Below are 18,070 nucleotides of genomic sequence, written 5' to 3'. Positions count from 1 at the left end.
AAATTAACTATGAAGAAAATATTTTTCATTTTAGCAGCCACGCTTATAGCAGGCTGTTACAAAGATCTCGGAAATTATACCTATAAAGAGATCAACGATATTGCCATCAGTAATATCGCCCCTCAATACACCATGACGTTCAAGGATACACTACGTATCAAACCCAGGCTGGACTTCTTATTGGATAAAGCTGACACTGGCAGGTATTCATATGAATGGATCATTTTTTTCCTCGACGACATCAGCGAAAACAATAATAAGCTGATCGCTACTACAAGGGACCTGGAATATGAGGTCACAGCCAAAGTAGGGAAATACAAAGCGTGGTTACGGGTGAGAGATAACTCCACCGGCGTACAATACAAAACTGAATTCAGGCTTACCATACAATCTAAAGTCTATGAAGGCTGGCTGGTATTAAGTAATGTGAATGGTATGGCAAGGATAGATATGGTAAGTGTATTACCGGCACCGATCGGAGAAACCCTGATCACAGACCTGCTGACATTTACGAACTCGGGCCTTGCATCTCAAAAAGGACCCCGTGCCATCAAACTGATGAATGATCCCTTCAAAGCCAAAACCGCCCTCTATTTTCTGACAGACGATGGCGCAAATAAATTAAGTGCCGATGATTTTACCTGGCAAACCACAGGGGCTATCCGTTATGAAATGCTGGGCCCGCCACCCGCTGGTTTTGCACCAAGGCTGATGGATGTTGCCTACGGCACGTATTGCATGATGTCAGATGATCAGTTATATGTGCAATATCCTGTTTCCGGGCTGGGATATGGTCTTCCGCAAAATAAAATGGCGGGTGTAAATACGCCTGTTAAACTCGCCCCCTTCATCGGTAAGGCCAATAGCTCGCTCTCTAACTGGATGGTATTCTATGATGTGGAAAGAAGATGGTTTGTAAGGCTGGATGGCTCTAAAGACGCAGGTGTGGATTCCATCCCCACCCCTTCCAATGCGCTGCTCAGTTATAAAACAGGAAAAGACCTGGTATACATGCAGAACGCCACTTTTAACCTTAACGATATCTTCACTATCCTTAAAGATCCGGGGCAGCCAGTATATTACCTGTTCCGTATGGCTGTTGACGGATACCCCAGCGTATTCCGCCAGAACCAGTTCACCAAAATAGATCAAAGTACCGGAGATATTGCCCATGCACAGCATTTTGCAGTGGGCCATGAACTGGGCTATGTATTATACGCTGTGGGCAGTAAGATATATGAATATGACATCAACTATAATACCCATCACCTGATGGCAGACCTGGGAACGGAAGTGATCAGCAAACTGAAAGTGCTCAATTTAGGCGCTACCAAGTATAAAGACATTACAAACGGCCTTATTGTGGGATCTTATGATCCCGCCGGCCCTTCAGGCAACAACGGGAAATTGAGGGTTTACACAATGCCGCCCCGCAACGAACCCTTCCAGCTGTATAAATCTTATACCGGTTTTGGAAAAATAATAGACATGGAATATCGCACAAGGTGATAATATATAGATGTTACTCTTTTTTGTAAGATCCCGAACCAACCATTTACGATCTAGATTAGATGAAACCCTGTGAACGAGGCTGCCCTTTTGGGCGGCCTTTGTTATTTTTCCGTTTAAACTGCTATAAAACCGCATCCCGACCTCATTTTTCGAGGTTTTCCCCTAAAAATCCCTAATTTTACGAGCCTCGGAAAAAAGGAATATATTACTGCCACCTTGGCACAACCCTTTGTCCGGGCTTAATATTTGTCTATATTTTCCCTATACAGGCCTACCTGTGTGAGGTTATATTTTTTTATACGAAATCGAAATTTTTAACATGCTAGGTTTTTTAACAAAGCTTTTTGGTGGAAACAAGTCTGATCGGGATATCAAACTGATCGTTCCCGTAGTGAAGCAGATCAACGAGGAGTACGATAGACTTTCCCAGCTTAACATTGATGAACTGCGCGCAAAAACGCAGGATTTCCGCGCCCGTATTAAAGCTCACCTGGCCGAAACGGATAAAGAGATTGCCGCTAAAAAAGCTGCTGCTGAAAGTGAGGAGGATGTAAATACAAAAGATATCACCTATAGCGAAATAGATAAACTGATCAAGGAAAGAGATAAAAAGATCGAAGAGGTCCTCAAACAAATCCTTCCTGAAGCGTTTGCCGTTGTAAAAGAAACTGCCCGCCGCCTGAAAGAGGCCAACGGTGCCATCACTGCCAAAGCCACTGACCTCGACCGCCAGCTGGCTGTAAAAAAGGACTATGTGACCATTGAAGGTGACAAAGTGACCTGGAAAAACGCCTGGATTGCCGGCGGAACTGAAGTGACCTGGAACATGGTACACTATGATGTACAGCTGATAGGTGGTAATGTACTGCACTCCGGTAAAATTGCCGAAATGGCCACAGGTGAAGGTAAAACCCTCGTTTCTACCCTCCCCGCTTACCTGAATGCCCTCGCCGGTGAAGGTGTTCACATTGTTACCGTGAACGATTACCTCGCCCGCCGTGACTCTGAGTGGAACGGCCCCCTCTTTGAGTTCCTCGGTATCACCGTTGATTGTATAGATAAACACCAGCCACATTCTGCTGAACGCCGCGCGGCCTACCAGGCAGATATCACCTACGGTACCAATAACGAATTCGGTTTTGACTACCTCCGCGATAACATGGTACACAGCCCTGAGGAAATGGTGCAACGCAAACACCATTTTGCCATGGTGGATGAGGTGGATAGCGTATTAATTGACGATGCGCGTACCCCATTGATCATTTCCGGTCCTATCCCCCGTGGGGATGAACAGGAATTCCATGCTTTGAAACCACGCATCCAACGCCTGGTGGAAGAACAAAGGAAAGTGGTGAATGCCAGCCTGATAGAAGCTAAGAAACTCATCGCTGAAGGTAAAGACGATCCTAAGACCGGTGGTCTTGCCCTGATGCGTGCCTGGCGCGGTCTTCCCAAGAACAGCGCAACCATCAAATATTTAAGTGAGCCCGGTATCAAAGTGCTGCAACAAAAAGCAGAGAACTATTATATCGCGGACCAACAACGGGAAATGCCCAAAGTGGATGAAGGACTCTACTTCCACATTGAAGAAAAGAACAACAGTGTAGACCTTACCGAAAAAGGGATTGCCCTCATCACCGGTGCCGGAGAAGATCCAAACTTCTTCCTCATGCCTGATGTTGGCTCTGAAATAGCAGAACTGGAAAAGCTGGAACTCTCCGCAGAAGAAAGACTGCAAAGGAAAGATCAGCTGTTGCAGGACTTCGCCATCAAATCTGAACGTATCCACTCCGTACAACAATTACTGAAAGCCTACACTTTATTTGATAAAGACGTAGAGTATGTGGTAATGGACGGAAAAGTGAAGATCGTAGATGAACAGACAGGCCGTATCCTGGATGGCCGCCGTTATTCAGACGGTTTGCACCAGGCCATCGAAGCCAAGGAAAATGTAAAGGTGGAAGCCGCTACACAAACCTTCGCTACCATCACCCTGCAGAACTACTTCCGGATGTATCACAAGCTGGCCGGTATGACCGGTACTGCTACAACAGAAGCCGGCGAGTTCTGGGAGATCTACAAACTGGATGTAGTGACCATCCCCACCAACCTCCCCATTACACGTAAAGATGCGGAAGACCTCGTGTATAAGACCAAAAGAGACAAATACAAAGCTGTTATAGAAGAGATCAAAGGTTTACAAAATGCAGGACGCCCCGTACTCGTAGGTACTACCTCCGTGGAAGTATCTGAGCTGCTGGGTAAAATGCTCACCTTCGAAAAGATCCCTCACAATGTATTGAACGCCAAACAGCACGCACGGGAAGCACAGATCGTTGCAGAAGCTGGTTTGGCCGGAGCTGTGACCATCGCTACCAACATGGCCGGTCGTGGTACAGACATTAAGCTCGGGCCTGGTGTAAAAGAAGCCGGCGGTTTGGCCATCATTGGTACAGAACGTCACGAAAGCCGTCGTGTTGACCGTCAGTTACGTGGTCGTGCAGGCCGCCAGGGAGATCCCGGTACTTCTCAATTCTTTGTATCACTGGAAGATGACCTGATGCGTATGTTCGGTTCAGACCGTATCGCTTCGCTGATGGACAGAATGGGCTATAAAGAAGGAGAAGTGATCCAGCACAGCATGATCACCCGTTCTATTGAAAGAGCACAGAAGAAGGTAGAAGAAAATAACTTCGGCATCCGGAAACGCCTCCTGGAATATGATGACGTGATGAACAAGCAACGTACCGTGATCTATTCCAAACGTAACCACGCCCTTTTAGGAGAAAGATTGTCCATCGACATCGATAATGCTTTCTATGAAGTAGCAGAGAACCTGGTGAACACCCATCGTGAAACCGGCGACTACGAAACATTTAAGCTGGATGTGATCCTGAACTTTGCAGTAGATACCTCCATTACACAGGACGAACTGGCTAAAGGCAATGTTCAGGAAATTGCTGAGAAGCTCTACTCAGAAGCTACCAGCAACTATCACCGCAGAACAACAGAAGTGATGCATGGCACCCTCCCCGTGATCAAAAAGATCTACGAGGAACAAGGCCAGCACATCGAAAATATCTCCATTCCGTTCACAGATGGTAAAAAAGGCATCAACGTGCTGGCACCACTGAAGAAAGTAGTGGAAACACAAGGCCGCGAAACCGTAGCAGCCCTGGAACGCAGCATTACACTGGCATTGATAGACGACGCCTGGAAGGAACACCTCCGTGCGATGGATGATCTGAAACAATCAGTACAAAGTGCCGTATACGAACAAAAAGATCCCTTGCTGATCTACAAGTTCGAAGCCTTCCAGTTGTTCAAACAAATGAGCGCCGAAAACAGTAAAGAGATCGTAGCCTTCCTTTGTAAAGCTGGTATCCCCGGCAGCCAGGGAGAAGATGAGATCACTGAAGGCCATGAGCAAAAAACCGATATGAGCCGCATGCGCGCTTCACACCAGGAGTTTGAAAATGGTGGCGGCGGACAGCCGCAGCGCCGTGAACAGGAGTATGCACCCGCAGAAGAACAACACCGTCCGGAACCGGTACGTGTTGGACCTAAAGTAGGCCGTAACGATCCTTGCCCATGCGGTAGCGGTAAAAAGTACAAAGCCTGCCACGGTAAAGACGCTTAATTTACCATGCAATAATTGCACGATATTTCAATAATTGCATACGGAGTTACCCAGGTCATCTGTGTAACTCCGTTATGTTTTAAGAAAAACCCGCTATGAAATTAAACCGCTACATAGACCATACGGTATTGAAACCTACTACCACCCTGGAGGACATTAAAAAACTCTGCATGGAAGCTGTAGAATACGATTTTGCAGCTGTTTGCGTTCCCCCTCCTTTCGTTAAACTCGCTAAAACATTCGTAGGCAACACCACCACCAAAGTGGCCACCGTAATAGGTTTTCCTTTCGGTTATTCCGCCATTGAGGCAAAAGTGGCCGAAAGCGTATTATCTATTATTGACGAAGCAGACGAGCTGGATATGGTGGCCAATATCCTGGCTATCCGTAATGGGGACTGGGGTTACGTGGAAAAAGAGATCGGCACTATTATGCCCCTGGTCCGTAATAAGCAGAAAGTGATCAAGGTGATTATTGAAAGTGGCATATTATTGGAGGAAGAGATCATTAGATGCTGCGAATTATATGCAAAATACGGGGTGGACTTCGTTAAAACGTCCACCGGGTATGCTGAAAAAGGGGCCAGTGTGGAAGCCGTGGCATTAATGCGTAAACATTTACCTGCGAATATTCAAATAAAGGCTTCGGGAGGGATTCGTACCTTTGCCTTTGCGCAGGAACTGATAACTGCCGGCGCCACCCGTATCGGGGCCAGCGCCAGTGTGGAGATCATGAAACAGGCACATTAAAACAAACGATTTATATATGCTCTATAGAACAGGCTGTTTATTTCTTTTGATGCTCGCCGCGGTTACCGTACGGGCACAGGATAGCGCCAATGCAGGAAGCATTAAAGTATCAAAGGACAGCCGCATAGACGTGCTGATCAAAAAACAGATCTATATTAATACCCTCGCCATCCGAAACCAACCCGGGTTCCGCGTACAGGTATTTTCCAGCAACAAACGGAACGATGCCAATGAGGCCAAAGCCAAAGTGATGCAGCTGTTCCCTGAATACCGCACTTACCTGGACTTCCAGGCACCCTATTTCAAAGTACGCATAGGGGATTTCAAATCCCGTGAAGAAGCATCCGAACTAAGGGATAAATTATCTACCCAGTTTTCAGGAGGCGTATTTGTAGTACCGGCTATCATCAACGTGTCACCGGAAAAAGAATTAGAATGAAGAATCGGATACAATCGCTGGCCAGGCAATATGCGCCTGACCTGATAGCCTGCAGGCATCACCTTCACTCCCATCCCGAACTGTCTTTCCAGGAATATGAAACATCTAAGTTCATCCAGGCCAAACTGGATGAATATGGCATCCCTTACACAGCAGGCATAGCCGGAACAGGAGTGGTAGCCCTGATCGAAGGAAAGAACCCTTCCAAAAAGATCATTGCTTTAAGAGGCGATATTGATGCACTGCCCATTGAAGAAGCAAACGATGTACCCTATAAATCAAAGAATCCCGGCGTAATGCATGCCTGTGGCCACGATGTGCATACAACAGTAGTACTCGGCGCCGCACGTATATTACAACAGCTGAAAGATGAATTTGAGGGTACCGTGAAAATATTATTCCAGCCAGGGGAAGAAAAACATCCTGGCGGTGCCAGCCTTATGATCAAAGATGGCGCCCTGGAAAACCCTAAACCACAGGCTATCCTGGGTTTACATGTACTGCCTGCCATGGAAACCGGCAAACTGGGATTCCGCGCAGGGAAATACATGGCCAGTGCAGATGAGATCTATATCACGGTGAAAGGTAAAGGCGGCCACGCCGCTGCACCACATCTCACAGCAGATACCATCCTCATTGCTTCCAACCTGGTGGTGAGCCTGCAACAGATCATCAGCAGGAATAATGATCCTTTCTCTCCCTCCGTATTGTCCATCTGTGCTTTCAATGGCGGATTCACCACCAATGTGATCCCCAGCGAAGTTAAACTGATGGGTACCTTCCGGGCAATGGATGAAACATGGCGCTTCAAAGCCCATGAGTTGATCCGCAAACAGGCTACGGAACTGGTACACGCTATGGGAGCTGAAATAGAGATCGATATCCTCGTAGGATATCCTACGCTCTATAACAACGAAGCCGTTACCGCTACTGCACGCACCCTGGCAGAAGAATACATGGGCGTGGAAAATGTAGTGGATACAGAACTGCGAATGGGTGCAGAAGATTTTTCCTTCTATTCCCAGGTGATCCCTGCCTGTTTCTTCAGGTTAGGCACCGGCAATAAAGCACGCGGCATCACAGCCGGTGTACATACCCCCATATTTGACATTGATGAAAATGCATTGGAGATAGGAAGCGGCACAATGGCTTACCTCGCTACCCAATTCTGAAAATAAAAAACCGTTCCGATGAAGATCGGAACGGTATGCATCTTTAGAGACTAGAATTATTGCGTTTTTTGTAGGTACGTTTTCATATCGTTAGCCTTTCCTTCCATACTGATCCTCGCGGATGCATCTAACTGCACAGGCTGTAAGCTTTTAATATTATCAGGTGTGTTAATAGTGAGTACCGTGTTCTTGCTCATAGTAAGTGCCAGCGAATCCACATAGCTATTGTCTATGATCCTTACCTGCGCATTTGTGTCGATATGCAGGTTTAATATGGGTAAATGCAGGCTATGTAGCGTGAAGTTCATGGATTGGCTCAGGTGCAATGCCAGTGGCCCTTTCTGGTCAATACCGCTAAAAATAATTGCACCGCTCAGGGAGGAAACGGAGGTCAAACCAGGCGCAAAGAGATGTAATGGCACGCCTGATTCCGGCACATAATCACGACGGCCTATTTTTTCACCTTTCTCATTAAAACTAATGAACAAGGTATCTCCCTGGTAACTGTATTTCAGCAGCGATGTAATATTCGAAGGCATTTCCAGCTTATATTTTTCCTTCTCGCCAATGCTAAGGTACATGCTACGGTCCGTCCAGCTCTGGCTGGTACGGGAATGGCTCATATATAACCTGCCATCGTATACAACGTGGTTAAATGGTTGTAAAGTAACAACCACAGGAGGAATGTCCTTAAAATCATTCCGGAAATTACCTGCCTTTAATTGCACATTGAGTAACATATTAAAGAACACCAGCGTAATAATTATAAAGCAGCACAGAACGATAAGGAGCTTATTACTTTTTTTCATGCGAAGATCTTTTAAATAAATGTTCAGGCTTTAGCCTGGCGGGTTTTGAATTTCTCAAAGCGGGCCTTCAGCTCATCCAGCTCAATGCCCAGCAGGAACATCTTGCGGAAGAACTGCGGCAACTCTTCCTGCAGGAATTGTTCTTTACGTAATGCAATCACCTTGCGGAGCGCATCCTCACTTACATAGTATCCTAAGCCCCGGCGGGTATAGATAATACCTTGCTGCTGTAAGTACTCGTAAGACCGCATAATGGTATTGGGATTTACTTCCAGGCTCACTGCCAGCTCACGGACAGAAGGTACCTTCCCTTCTGGCGGCCAATGCTGCAATTGCACCTGGTCGCAAACGTAATCTGCAATCTGCAGGTAGATGGCCTGTGTATTATTGAATTCCATGATTGATCTGTTTTATAATTGTTGCTCCCGGAGTTTTACACCCACCACATAGAAAAAGAAAAACGGAATGAGGCCAAGGAATATGGTAAAACCGATCGTCTGGCTAACTGGTAGTGAAACCCAATAGGCCGTCTTTTCTACATAGTAACCATAATTGGTCTTGCCGTAAAAACGCAGGCTCTGATAGGGTGGCGAGCCAACCAATTCAAAGCGAACAGGAGGAAGCTTCGGATCTTTATTCTCCGCAGCATAATAAGCCGCCGCCTTCCCTTCCGGATCATCTAATACCATCTTATTGATCAGCTCATTGACCGAAGAAAAGAAAATGATCACCAAACATGCCAATACAGCCGTTTTCACAAAAGTGAACCGCCTGAACCAGATAGCACCCAATAAGGATACAGACTGCACAAGAAAGAAAATCATAAACATATACCTGCCTTCTATCCCATTCAGCATATAGATATCATTCATATTACCTAATACATGTACATCTACCGAATTGGCAATGGTCAAACAGATAAAGTAAAGCAGGATGAAAACAAGTGGAAAAAGAAGAAAAGTGAACAGGCCAGCAACTGCCAGCCGTTCTGTATTAGAAACCGGTAGCAGGATGGACTGGATCCGTTTATCCTTATCCCCATACTGTTTAAAGATAAGAGAAGCAAAGAAGCTGCCGGACAGGATCAGGGCAATTGATATAAAATCGATCTGCGTTTCGAATGTCAGTCCGTTTTCAAAAGTGAAAACGCCTAAGAACATATAACACAGCATCATACCTGCCATAGCGGCCATACCCAGCAGATACAGCTTACGGTTTGCCGCCATCTGCAATTTGAACAAGTAAGAGAAACGGGCAAAAGAGAATTGCATACAGAATATTTTTATTGTTGGAACAGGGATACGATCTTTTCTTTTTCCACCATTACCGCATTGAAGAACATTTCCATATCCAGCCGGGAATGTTCTGCCTGGCGGTTCACGGCCACTACCACATAACCTTTCAAAGAACCTTCACTATAAATAGGCGCCTCTGATTCTTCCAAGCTCATTACCTGGCGGAAGGAGAGTTTTTCTGTGATGCGGGCAACAGATTCCTGCAACAGGATGCCGTGATCTTCCAGGATCAGCACCTCATCTATCAGGCTATCCAGGTCTTTTACCTGGTGCGTACTGATGATCATACACTGATCCGGTTCAAGGCAACCGGCAATCACTTTCCTGAACTGGCGCTTGGAGGGAATATCCAAACCATTGGTAGGTTCATCCATTAACAATACTTTGGCGCGGGTAGCTAACGCAAAACTGATCAGCACTTTTTTCTGCTCACCATGACTAAGCGCCTGGAGGCTTTGCCCATCAGGGATCTCAAAAGCAACTATGTGCCGTTTAAATGCCTCATGGTCAAAGGAGGGATAAAAAGGAGCAAAGAGCCGGAGATACTGCGCAATGTTCATGTCCGGCAGATGGAAAGATTCCGGTAACAGATATACCTGCTGCAAAAAAGCAGGTTGCCTTTTGGCCGGCTCATAGCCCATTACCCTGCATTGCCCTGAAATAGGGAACAAAAGACCACAGAACTGATACAGTAAACTGCTCTTGCCTGCACCATTTTTTCCCAGCAAACCATAGATCCGGCCGGGCTGTAGGCTCAGGTTAACATCCTTCAGCACAGGCTGCGCCTTTCGGTAATGAAAATGAAGTTGTTGTAGGGATATCATTGCTTCATGTTTTAGTGTACTACTAAACTAGTACACTGTAAAAGTACAGGTATTTTTCAATTCTCCAAATATTGAGCGGGATATTTTTCAGCAAGAAATAGTTCAATTACTATCATCTGATTGATAAATAAGCCGTTAACTTAGAATTATGTTAAAATGGATCCTACTCTACAGCGTTATGATAGCTTTGCCGGCATTCGGCCAAACACAACGTATCTATGTATCCCCCTCCGGTACCAATGAGAATTCCGGCACCAAAGAGAAGCCGGTAGCCAGTCTGCATCGTGCCCAGGAACTCTGGCGGGCACTTCGTTCTCAAAATAAAGATGCCAGTATCCAGGTGATCCTGCGCGGAGGCACTTATTACCTGGACAGCACATTGGTACTTACGCCGGAAGACAATGCCTCAATGCAGGGCGTGCTTTTTATTATGGGTTATCCAGGCGAAACGGCTATTCTCAGTGGTGCACAGCCCTTGAAAACAACATGGCAAAACTGGCAGAGAGGAATATACAGGAGTCCTGTTCCTGCTGCTGTTACCATCATGGACCGTTTATTTATCAACGGGCAGCAGCAGGTATTGGCACGTTATCCCAATTACGATCCCAATGCCCGTTTCTATCATGGTGTTGCAGCAGATGCTATCTCCCCTGAAAGGATCAAAACCTGGAAGCAACCTGCTGGTGCCACCGTACACGCTTTACACCGTGCAGAATGGGGAGGTTATCATTATAAAGTAACAGGCGTAGATGATAAAGGAGAAGCCATTTTAGAAGGGGGCTGGCAAAACAACCGGCAGATGGGTTTACATCCTCAGAACCGTTTCGTGGAGAATGTACTGGAAGAGTTAGACACTGCACGCGAATGGTACTTTGATGCAAAAGAGCATTACTTATATTATATGCCACAGGCCGGTAATTTGCCTGCCACTGTGCAGTATGCCGTACTGAAAGATCTGATCGCGATCAAAGGATCTGCAAAAGCTCCTGTGAAACAGATCATCCTGAACAACCTGCAATTCGCCGGTAATGCCAGGACCTTCATGGAAACAAAAGAACCCCTCTTACGCAGCGACTGGGCCATTTACCGTGGAGGCGCATTACTGATCGAAGGCGCGGAATTCTGTTATGTAAGCAACTGTGTTTTCAATGAAGTAGGTGGTAACGCCGTTTTTGTGAACAATTATAACCGGCATGTAAATATAGACAGCTGCCATATCTACAAAGCAGGCGCCAGCGGCATTGCCTTTGTTGGCAGCCCTGATGCCGTACGCTCCCCGGCTTTTGAGTACAATACTTTTGTGCCTTTCACTACAATGGATTTTGAGCAGGGGCCGCTGAATGATAATTATCCCAAACAATGTGACGCCAAGGATAATCTCATCCAATACATCGGCGAAGTGGAAAAACAATCTGCCGGCGTACACATTTCCATGGCCATGAATATCAAAGTAGCCTGGAATACCATCCATAATGTACCTCGTGCCGGTATCAATGTAAACGAAGGTACCTGGGGCGGGCATATCATTGAACACAACGATGTATATAACACTGTATTGGAAACAGGGGACCATGGCGCTTTCAACTCATGGGGCAGGGACCGTTTCTGGCATCCTAACCGCCGTGTGATGGATAGTGCCACCACTGCTAACATTGGCCTGGTAACCCTGGATGCCATCACCCAAACTGTTATCCGCCATAACCGTTTCCGTTGTGACCATGGTTGGGATATTGACCTGGATGATGGTTCATCCAATTACCGCATCTATAATAATGTTTGCCTGAACGGCGGGCTCAAATTGCGGGAAGGTTTTTTCCGGATCGTGGAGAATAATATCATGATCAACAACTCCTTCCATCCGCATGTATGGTTTAAGAACAGCGGGGATGTGTTCACTCATAATATCGTTACCACTTCCTACAAACCGATAAGAATAGATGTATGGGGTAAAGAAGTTGACTATAATCTCTTCCCGGATGCCGCTGCACTGGCAGCGGCACAGGCAAATGGAACAGATGCACATTCCGTTGCCGGTAATCCGCAATTCGTTGATTTTGCAAAAGGAGACTACCGCGTAAAGCCCGGCAGCAAAGCATTAGCAGTAGGGTTTAAGAACTTTCCAATGAATGAATTTGGCGTACGCATCAAAAGGTTGCAGGCTAAAGCAGCGCCGGTTCCATTACCTAAAGAACTCTATTCACAAAAATCCGGCACCAATACTACCCTCACCTGGAGAGGCGCCACCGTGAAAAATATCGACGGGTTGGGTGAACGCTCCGCTACAGGATTACCGGATGAACAGGGAGCCTATTTTATAAAAGTTCCAGCCACAAGTGAAGCCGCAAAGAATGGATTTAGAACAGGAGATGTAGTGCTGAAAATTGAAAATGCTAAGGTCCGGAATGCGAAAGATTTTATTTCTTTCTACCAGGAACATGCCTGGAAACAGGAGGTAAAAATAGAAGTGTTCCGTAATCAGCAATCGTTAGAATTAACTGTAAAAAAATAATATCAGATCAAACCCTGCCGTGTAGCGGAGTTGATCAGCTCCGCTACATTTTTGGCATTGAGCTTATGTAATAAGTTCTTCCTGTGGTTCTCCACGGTGAACTTGCTCAGGAAAAGCATTTCTGCAATACGGGGTGTAGTGATCCCCGAAGCGATCAATCCTAATATCTCCTTTTCCCGCACAGTAAGTTTCACAGGCGCTTTTTCTGCATCCAGCTGAGGTCTGGCAATAATTTCCTTTACCGCTTTGCTGAACATGATCTGCCCGTTCAATGCGCCATTGATACAGTCCATCAATTCCTCAACAGCAGCATTCTTAAGCAGGTAGCCACTGGCTCCGTTTTCCAGCATTTTCATGACAGCGCCCCGCTCTTCATGATTACTCAGCGCCAGTACTACTGTATCAGGAGACATTCTTTTTATCTCCTTACACAGGTCTATGCCATTCATATCCGGTAGAATGATATCCAGCAACACTATTTTAACAGGTGTTTTTTCAAAAAAGGCCAGGAAATCCTGCCCGCTGGTAAAACCACCTGCAATTTCATAAGCAGCCTTCTTTGATAAAAGTTTAGCCAGGCCTTCTATCACCACCGGGTGGTCGTCAACTATTGCGAGTGTTGTTCTATGCTGTAACATGTAGTTCTATATTTATAGCGGTGCCCTGCTGATGCCCTTTAGACAGGATCTCCATTTTCCCGTTCAAATAAGCTACGCGGCTTTTGATATTGCTTAATCCCATACCCTGCCCTTCTTCCTGCATACCTTTGCCATCATCTTCAATTGTAATAAAAAACACGCCTTCCTGCCGGGAGCATTGTAGCAGCACGTTCCTGGCATCTGCATGTTTTACCACATTCGCCAGCAACTCCTGTATAATACGGTAAATGGTGACCTGCTCCTGTGCAGCAATAGGACTATCCACACCAAGATACTGAAAATCAATCGCCAGGTTTTCAGACATCAGGGACCCGCACAGGTCTCTCAGCGAGGCTTCAAGCCCTAATCTCAGCAACATTTCAGGCATCATGTTATGAGCAATGCGGCGCAGCTCGCTTACGGATTGATCTAATTGATGGATGATGCCATGCAGTTCCTTTTGCCCCTCCTGCGCAACATCTGACAGGTTGATCTTTACAGCAGCCAGCATTCCTCCTAATCCATCATGCAGGTCCCGCGCTACCCTTGTACGCTCTGCTTCCTGGCCATCCAGCATAGCCCGTGTAATTTTTATCTGCTCCTGCTGCGCAGCCGATCTTTTATTATTACGATAAAAGTAATACCCCAATACCAGCAGGATCAATAAGAACAAACTGGCAGATCCTAATAAGGTGCTCATTAACCGGTTACTCTTTGCAGTGAGGTTCGCTTTTTCGTTAACAGCATTTAATTCTACTATCTTTTTCTCATTTTCCGCATTCCTGAATTTTGCTTCCAGGGCATTAATGTTTTCAGCATTCTCGCTTTTGCTGATGCTATCCAGCAAAACGCCATATTCCTTTTGCCATTTATAAGCAGCGCTCATATCACCTAATCTGGCAAAGGTCCCTGCCAGTTCATAAGCATGCATTAACCTGTTCATACTGGAATTATACACCCCGGTATTTACAATCCGCAACAATATATCTTTTGCCTGTTCATATTTACCCATGTCCGAGAAAGTCCTGTACTGCTGAAACATCACACTTTCCCTGAGGTAAGGCTTATTCAGTTCATCTGCTACGGTTAAAGCATGTTGCAGACTGTTGAGCGACAGTTGATATTGCTTCATGTCTTTATAGTACATCCCTTCATTGATCAGGAAGTCTATTTCAGCTTCAGACCCCGGTGTTATCATGGGCTTTGCTTTGTCTATCAGTTTTTTTGCGATGATAAAGCTGTCCATAAACACAAAGTTCCTGATGGCATTGATGTAAACGGACACATCGTTGGATTTAAGCGCTGTGCTTTGGTTCAAAATGCTGATGGCCTTTTCAAAATAGGGGGCTGCCTTATCATACTGCCACTGGTTCATAAAGACCATTCCAACATCTGAGTAATTCCGTGCCAGGTAATTTTTGTCGCCGGATTGTATGGAAAGAGGAATGGTTTTATCGATCAAAACGGCCAGCATTGTTTCTGAGTCATCAGCCTGCTCACGCAAGGCCCCGTAATTATGCCACGCCCTTGCCCTGAAATAATAAGCTTCGGGTGTTTTAAAAACACGCAATAGGGAATCTGACCGGAGATACATTTTTTCCGCCTGCGGCTTATCTGTTTCAAAAAGAAGCTGGGCAAGATAAAAATGATATAAGGCCAGCAGGTAACGGTTTCCGTTGGCCAATACCCTGCCTTGTTCCAGGAACTGTTTTGCTTTGAGCGTATCCGTATAAGACCATTCATCAGATAAAAGAAAACTTATCCGCGCTTTATTACTATCTGTTGCAGGTTGGGTTAGCAGATAGGTCAGGCTATCCCTGTAACCTTTGGTGGGGTTATGCTGCGCTTTTCCCAACAAAGGCAGTAGTAAACTCAGATATAAGTAGAAAATCTTTCTCATTCACATGTCAAGTTTACAATAAAAAGCAGTGTCCGGAAATACCTGAAAACAGCTATATATAAAATGACTGGTTGCGGTCATTGTCACGGATGCAGGGCTGCTCTAGCTTTGCAGTAATCTTCATTGTTAAATTTAATTTTTTATGAGATCATTAAGAAGCTATTTGTTAATTGGGTTAACCCTCTCATTAACTATTGCGCTGTTCAGCTGTTCCAAAAGTAAGGATAATCCGGGTCCCGGCCCAGGCCAGCCTGGCAACAAAACCATGAAATTTACATTGACCACTACCGGGCTCCAGGCTGCGGATGATTTCAGCTTAACAGTGACAGGAAGTGATATTCAGGCAACTGCCACCACATTATTCAAAGTAAATGGTATATTGCAAAACAATCAAAAGGTGATCACTATTTCTAAAGCACAGCTAATGGCCGGACAGGTAGTGATCGAAACCCTGCCATTATATACTGTTTCCATTTCTGCAGGTGGCTTCAGCGGCACTGCCGGCCATAGTTTTACTTTTAAATTGGAACCTGTTATTAATGGTGCAGCACAAACTGTGGTAAATAAAACCATTACCACCACTGCTTACGCCGACACCTTTACATTCAATTGATAACATGAAAACACTGATTGCGCTCTTTCTCTTTCTGGCCACTGCAAAAGAACCCATCGTTATTGAAGCAACTACAAAGCATAAAAATACCGAAGAGGCATTGCAGGCCACTAAAACAATTTTATTAGCAGAGAAATTCATCACGCAGGAAATGCAGAAGAAGGGCTTTACCGCTACACGTACCACCGGTGCAAAAGCCGACTATTTTGTAGCTGATGTAACTGCCAGCGAAGCAGATGGTAAAGTAAAAGTTACCATTTCCTTTGTTAAAGTGGGAACAGGCTTGCTGAACCTCAAAAAGGTGGCAGAAAGAGTAAAGGAAAAATTGGAAGAGTAACCCAAAAAGGCTGCCTTTTCCCCGGGGCAGCCTCTTTATTGTTTGAAAACATATAATTTCTCTCTCCTATGAAAATAAATCAATACAAGAGCTACCGGTACTTTCAATAACAGGTGCTTTAGTATTTATAAACTCCTGACATAGGGTACTTGTTTTACATTCCTTCGCCATTCGTATAGGATAACAATAGATCATTTATTTAGTATTACTAAAAAAAGAAGGCTGCCCCACCAGGAGCAGCCTTCGCCAATTTATAAGATCAGACGCGCTTAACCCATTTCAGGATACAGCGGGAATTGTTTCATAAACTCATTCACTTCACCACGCACCTTTTTGATAGTACCTTCGTTATCTGCATCCATCAGCAGCTTATCCATCCAATCAACGATCAATGGCATATGCTCTTCTTTCAAACCACGGGTAGTAACAGCAGGTACGCCAACACGGATACCAGAAGTAACGAAAGGTGATTTATCATCGAAAGGCACCATGTTCTTGTTCACGGTAAGATCAGCCTGCACCAGCACCTGCTCTGCTTTTTTTCCGGAGATGTTCTTGTTGCGCAGATCTATCAGTAATAAGTGGTTATCTGTACCACCGGAAACGATCTGGTAACCTTTCTCGAGGTATGCACGGGATAAAGCCTGTGCATTACGTACCATCTGGCGGGCATATACATCATAGTCGTTAGACAGGATCTCGAAGAAGGAAACGGCCTTTGCTGCAATCACATGCTCCAGCGGACCACCCTGGATACCAGGGAAAACAGCCATATCCAGCAGGTTGCTCATCAGGCGCACTTCACCTTTTGGTGTTTTCAGGCCGAATGGATTTTCAAAATCCTTACCCATCATGATCATACCACCACGGGGACCACGGAGGGTCTTATGCGTAGTAGTGGTTACAAAATGGCAATGTGCAAACGGAGAGTTCAACAATCCTTTGGCGATCATACCGGCAGGATGCGCGATATCTGCCATTACAAAAGCGCCTACTTTATCAGCGATAGCACGGATACGGGCATAATCCCAATCGCGGCTGTATGCGGAAGCACCGCAAATGATCACCTTTGGCTTTTCCTGTAAAGCCACCTCTTCCATTTTATCGTATTCTACCAGGCCGGTTTCTTTGTTCACACCATAAAAGAAGGGTTGATACAATTTCCCGGAGAAGTTTACGGCAGAACCGTGGGTAAGGTGCCCGCCCATGCTCAGATCAAGCCCCAGGATCTTGTCGCCCGCCTGGAGGATAGCCAGCAATACTGCTGCATTGGCCTGTGCACCGGAGTGCGGTTGAACATTCACATATTCAACGCCAAAGATCTGCTTAGCACGGTCAATGGCCAGTTGTTCGCTCAGGTCCACTACCTCGCAGCCACCGTAATAACGGCGCCCGGGGTAACCTTCCGCGTATTTATTGGTCATAACATTACCCATGGCCTGCATAACCTGCAAGCTGGTAAAGTTCTCCGAAGCTATCAGTTCAATGCCATGGCGCTGCCTTTCCAGTTCCTGGCCAATGATATCAAATATCTGCTGGTCTCTTTGCATGGTGAAGGAAAATTTAAGACGCAAAATTAAACATCTTCTTATTAAATAAGAATTAGGAATTAAAGAAAAGAAGCCTCTGGATA

Annotated in this window: 15 protein-coding genes; 8 read left to right on the top strand and 7 right to left on the bottom strand. The window is 45.6% G+C overall.

The window, feature by feature from the left end:
• Positions 1–9 precede the first annotated feature (9 nt).
• The 5 genes from BUR42_RS25190 (at position 10) to BUR42_RS25170 (ending at position 7,512) form a co-directional block, all read left to right on the top strand.
• Entirely contained in the window at positions 10–1,509 is a 1,500-nt protein-coding gene (locus BUR42_RS25190; protein ID WP_074242321.1) for a PKD-like family lipoprotein, read from the top strand.
• A gap of 322 nt (positions 1,510–1,831) precedes the next feature.
• Complete coding sequence (gene secA, locus BUR42_RS25185; RefSeq protein WP_074242320.1) at positions 1,832–5,152, top strand: preprotein translocase subunit SecA; 3,321 nt, start codon at positions 1,832–1,834, stop codon at positions 5,150–5,152.
• A gap of 95 nt (positions 5,153–5,247) precedes the next feature.
• Complete coding sequence (deoC, locus tag BUR42_RS25180) at positions 5,248–5,901, top strand: deoxyribose-phosphate aldolase (RefSeq protein ID WP_074242319.1); 654 nt, start codon at positions 5,248–5,250, stop codon at positions 5,899–5,901.
• A 16-nt stretch (positions 5,902–5,917) separates the two neighbouring features.
• Positions 5,918–6,340 carry an SPOR domain-containing protein gene (locus BUR42_RS25175; RefSeq protein ID WP_074242318.1) on the top strand — a complete coding sequence of 141 codons (423 nt, stop codon included), beginning with the start codon at positions 5,918–5,920 and terminating at the stop codon, positions 6,338–6,340.
• Positions 6,337–7,512: a M20 metallopeptidase family protein gene (locus BUR42_RS25170; RefSeq protein ID WP_074242317.1), complete on the top strand. Its 1,176-nt coding sequence runs from the start codon at positions 6,337–6,339 to the stop codon at positions 7,510–7,512. The genes BUR42_RS25175 and BUR42_RS25170 overlap by 4 nt, the downstream gene beginning before the upstream one ends.
• Positions 7,513–7,568: 56 nt before the next feature.
• On the opposite strand, the gene BUR42_RS25165 is transcribed toward BUR42_RS25170, so the two are convergent.
• The 4 genes from BUR42_RS25165 to BUR42_RS25150 are packed head-to-tail and all read right to left on the bottom strand — an operon-like array spanning position 7,569 to position 10,440.
• Positions 7,569–8,321, bottom strand: a complete 753-nt coding sequence (locus BUR42_RS25165; RefSeq protein ID WP_074242316.1) for a hypothetical protein — start codon at positions 8,319–8,321, stop codon at positions 7,569–7,571.
• A gap of 23 nt (positions 8,322–8,344) precedes the next feature.
• Positions 8,345–8,719, bottom strand: coding sequence for a GntR family transcriptional regulator (locus BUR42_RS25160; protein ID WP_074242315.1), 375 nt, complete (start codon positions 8,717–8,719; stop codon positions 8,345–8,347).
• A 12-nt stretch (positions 8,720–8,731) separates the two neighbouring features.
• Entirely contained in the window at positions 8,732–9,592 is an 861-nt protein-coding gene (locus tag BUR42_RS25155; RefSeq protein ID WP_074242314.1) for a hypothetical protein, read from the bottom strand.
• Between the two features lie 11 nt (positions 9,593–9,603).
• Positions 9,604–10,440 carry an ABC transporter ATP-binding protein gene (locus BUR42_RS25150; protein WP_074242313.1) on the bottom strand — a complete coding sequence of 279 codons (837 nt, stop codon included), beginning with the start codon at positions 10,438–10,440 and terminating at the stop codon, positions 9,604–9,606.
• A gap of 148 nt (positions 10,441–10,588) precedes the next feature.
• Here BUR42_RS25150 and BUR42_RS25145 point away from each other — a divergent pair, with 148 nt between their 5' ends.
• A complete protein-coding gene (locus BUR42_RS25145) occupies positions 10,589–12,949 on the top strand; it encodes a PDZ domain-containing protein (protein ID WP_074242312.1) in 2,361 nt (786 codons plus the stop codon).
• Between the two features lie 2 nt (positions 12,950–12,951).
• Here the strand turns inward: BUR42_RS25145 and BUR42_RS25140 are convergent, their stop codons facing one another.
• Both BUR42_RS25140 and BUR42_RS25135 read right to left on the bottom strand, forming a co-directional pair.
• Entirely contained in the window at positions 12,952–13,587 is a 636-nt protein-coding gene (locus tag BUR42_RS25140; protein ID WP_074242311.1) for a response regulator, read from the bottom strand.
• On the bottom strand, positions 13,574–15,487 hold the full coding sequence (locus BUR42_RS25135; RefSeq protein WP_084185816.1) for a sensor histidine kinase: 1,914 nt from the start codon (positions 15,485–15,487) through the stop codon (positions 13,574–13,576). The genes BUR42_RS25140 and BUR42_RS25135 overlap by 14 nt, the downstream gene beginning before the upstream one ends.
• A gap of 265 nt (positions 15,488–15,752) precedes the next feature.
• Between BUR42_RS25135 and BUR42_RS25130 the strand changes: the two genes are divergently transcribed.
• Positions 15,753–16,100 carry a hypothetical protein gene (locus BUR42_RS25130; protein WP_143197571.1) on the top strand — a complete coding sequence of 116 codons (348 nt, stop codon included), beginning with the start codon at positions 15,753–15,755 and terminating at the stop codon, positions 16,098–16,100.
• A 4-nt stretch (positions 16,101–16,104) separates the two neighbouring features.
• Complete coding sequence (locus BUR42_RS25125; protein ID WP_074242309.1) at positions 16,105–16,437, top strand: hypothetical protein; 333 nt, start codon at positions 16,105–16,107, stop codon at positions 16,435–16,437.
• A gap of 269 nt (positions 16,438–16,706) precedes the next feature.
• On the opposite strand, the gene BUR42_RS25120 is transcribed toward BUR42_RS25125, so the two are convergent.
• Positions 16,707–17,987: a serine hydroxymethyltransferase gene (locus BUR42_RS25120; RefSeq protein ID WP_074242308.1), complete on the bottom strand. Its 1,281-nt coding sequence runs from the start codon at positions 17,985–17,987 to the stop codon at positions 16,707–16,709.
• Positions 17,988–18,070 lie beyond the last annotated feature (83 nt).

The sequence above is a fragment of the Chitinophaga niabensis genome, from assembly GCF_900129465.1.
GTDB lineage: Bacteria > Bacteroidota > Bacteroidia > Chitinophagales > Chitinophagaceae > Chitinophaga > Chitinophaga niabensis.
Note: the sequence above shows the minus strand (reverse complement) of the source record. Positions and strands in the feature narration are given on the sequence as shown.

Bases quoted from the DNA above. Each gene is read 5' to 3' on its own strand.
- BUR42_RS25120 (WP_074242308.1), bottom strand. From the start codon at position 17,987: ATGCAAAGAGACCAGCAGATATTTGATATCATTGGCCAGGAACTGGAA.
- BUR42_RS25140 (WP_074242311.1), bottom strand. From the start codon at position 13,587: ATGTTACAGCATAGAACAACACTCGCAATAGTTGACGACCACCCGGTG.
- BUR42_RS25155 (WP_074242314.1), bottom strand. From the start codon at position 9,592: ATGCAATTCTCTTTTGCCCGTTTCTCTTACTTGTTCAAATTGCAGATG.
- secA (WP_074242320.1), top strand. From the start codon at position 1,832: ATGCTAGGTTTTTTAACAAAGCTTTTTGGTGGAAACAAGTCTGATCGG.
- BUR42_RS25150 (WP_074242313.1), bottom strand. From the start codon at position 10,440: ATGATATCCCTACAACAACTTCATTTTCATTACCGAAAGGCGCAGCCT.
- BUR42_RS25145 (WP_074242312.1), top strand. From the start codon at position 10,589: ATGTTAAAATGGATCCTACTCTACAGCGTTATGATAGCTTTGCCGGCA.
- BUR42_RS25160 (WP_074242315.1), bottom strand. From the start codon at position 8,719: ATGGAATTCAATAATACACAGGCCATCTACCTGCAGATTGCAGATTAC.
- BUR42_RS25175 (WP_074242318.1), top strand. From the start codon at position 5,918: ATGCTCTATAGAACAGGCTGTTTATTTCTTTTGATGCTCGCCGCGGTT.
- BUR42_RS25170 (WP_074242317.1), top strand. From the start codon at position 6,337: ATGAAGAATCGGATACAATCGCTGGCCAGGCAATATGCGCCTGACCTG.
- BUR42_RS25190 (WP_074242321.1), top strand. From the start codon at position 10: ATGAAGAAAATATTTTTCATTTTAGCAGCCACGCTTATAGCAGGCTGT.
- BUR42_RS25130 (WP_143197571.1), top strand. From the start codon at position 15,753: ATGAAATTTACATTGACCACTACCGGGCTCCAGGCTGCGGATGATTTC.
- BUR42_RS25125 (WP_074242309.1), top strand. From the start codon at position 16,105: ATGAAAACACTGATTGCGCTCTTTCTCTTTCTGGCCACTGCAAAAGAA.
- BUR42_RS25165 (WP_074242316.1), bottom strand. From the start codon at position 8,321: ATGAAAAAAAGTAATAAGCTCCTTATCGTTCTGTGCTGCTTTATAATT.
- BUR42_RS25135 (WP_084185816.1), bottom strand. From the start codon at position 15,487: ATGAGAAAGATTTTCTACTTATATCTGAGTTTACTACTGCCTTTGTTG.
- deoC (WP_074242319.1), top strand. From the start codon at position 5,248: ATGAAATTAAACCGCTACATAGACCATACGGTATTGAAACCTACTACC.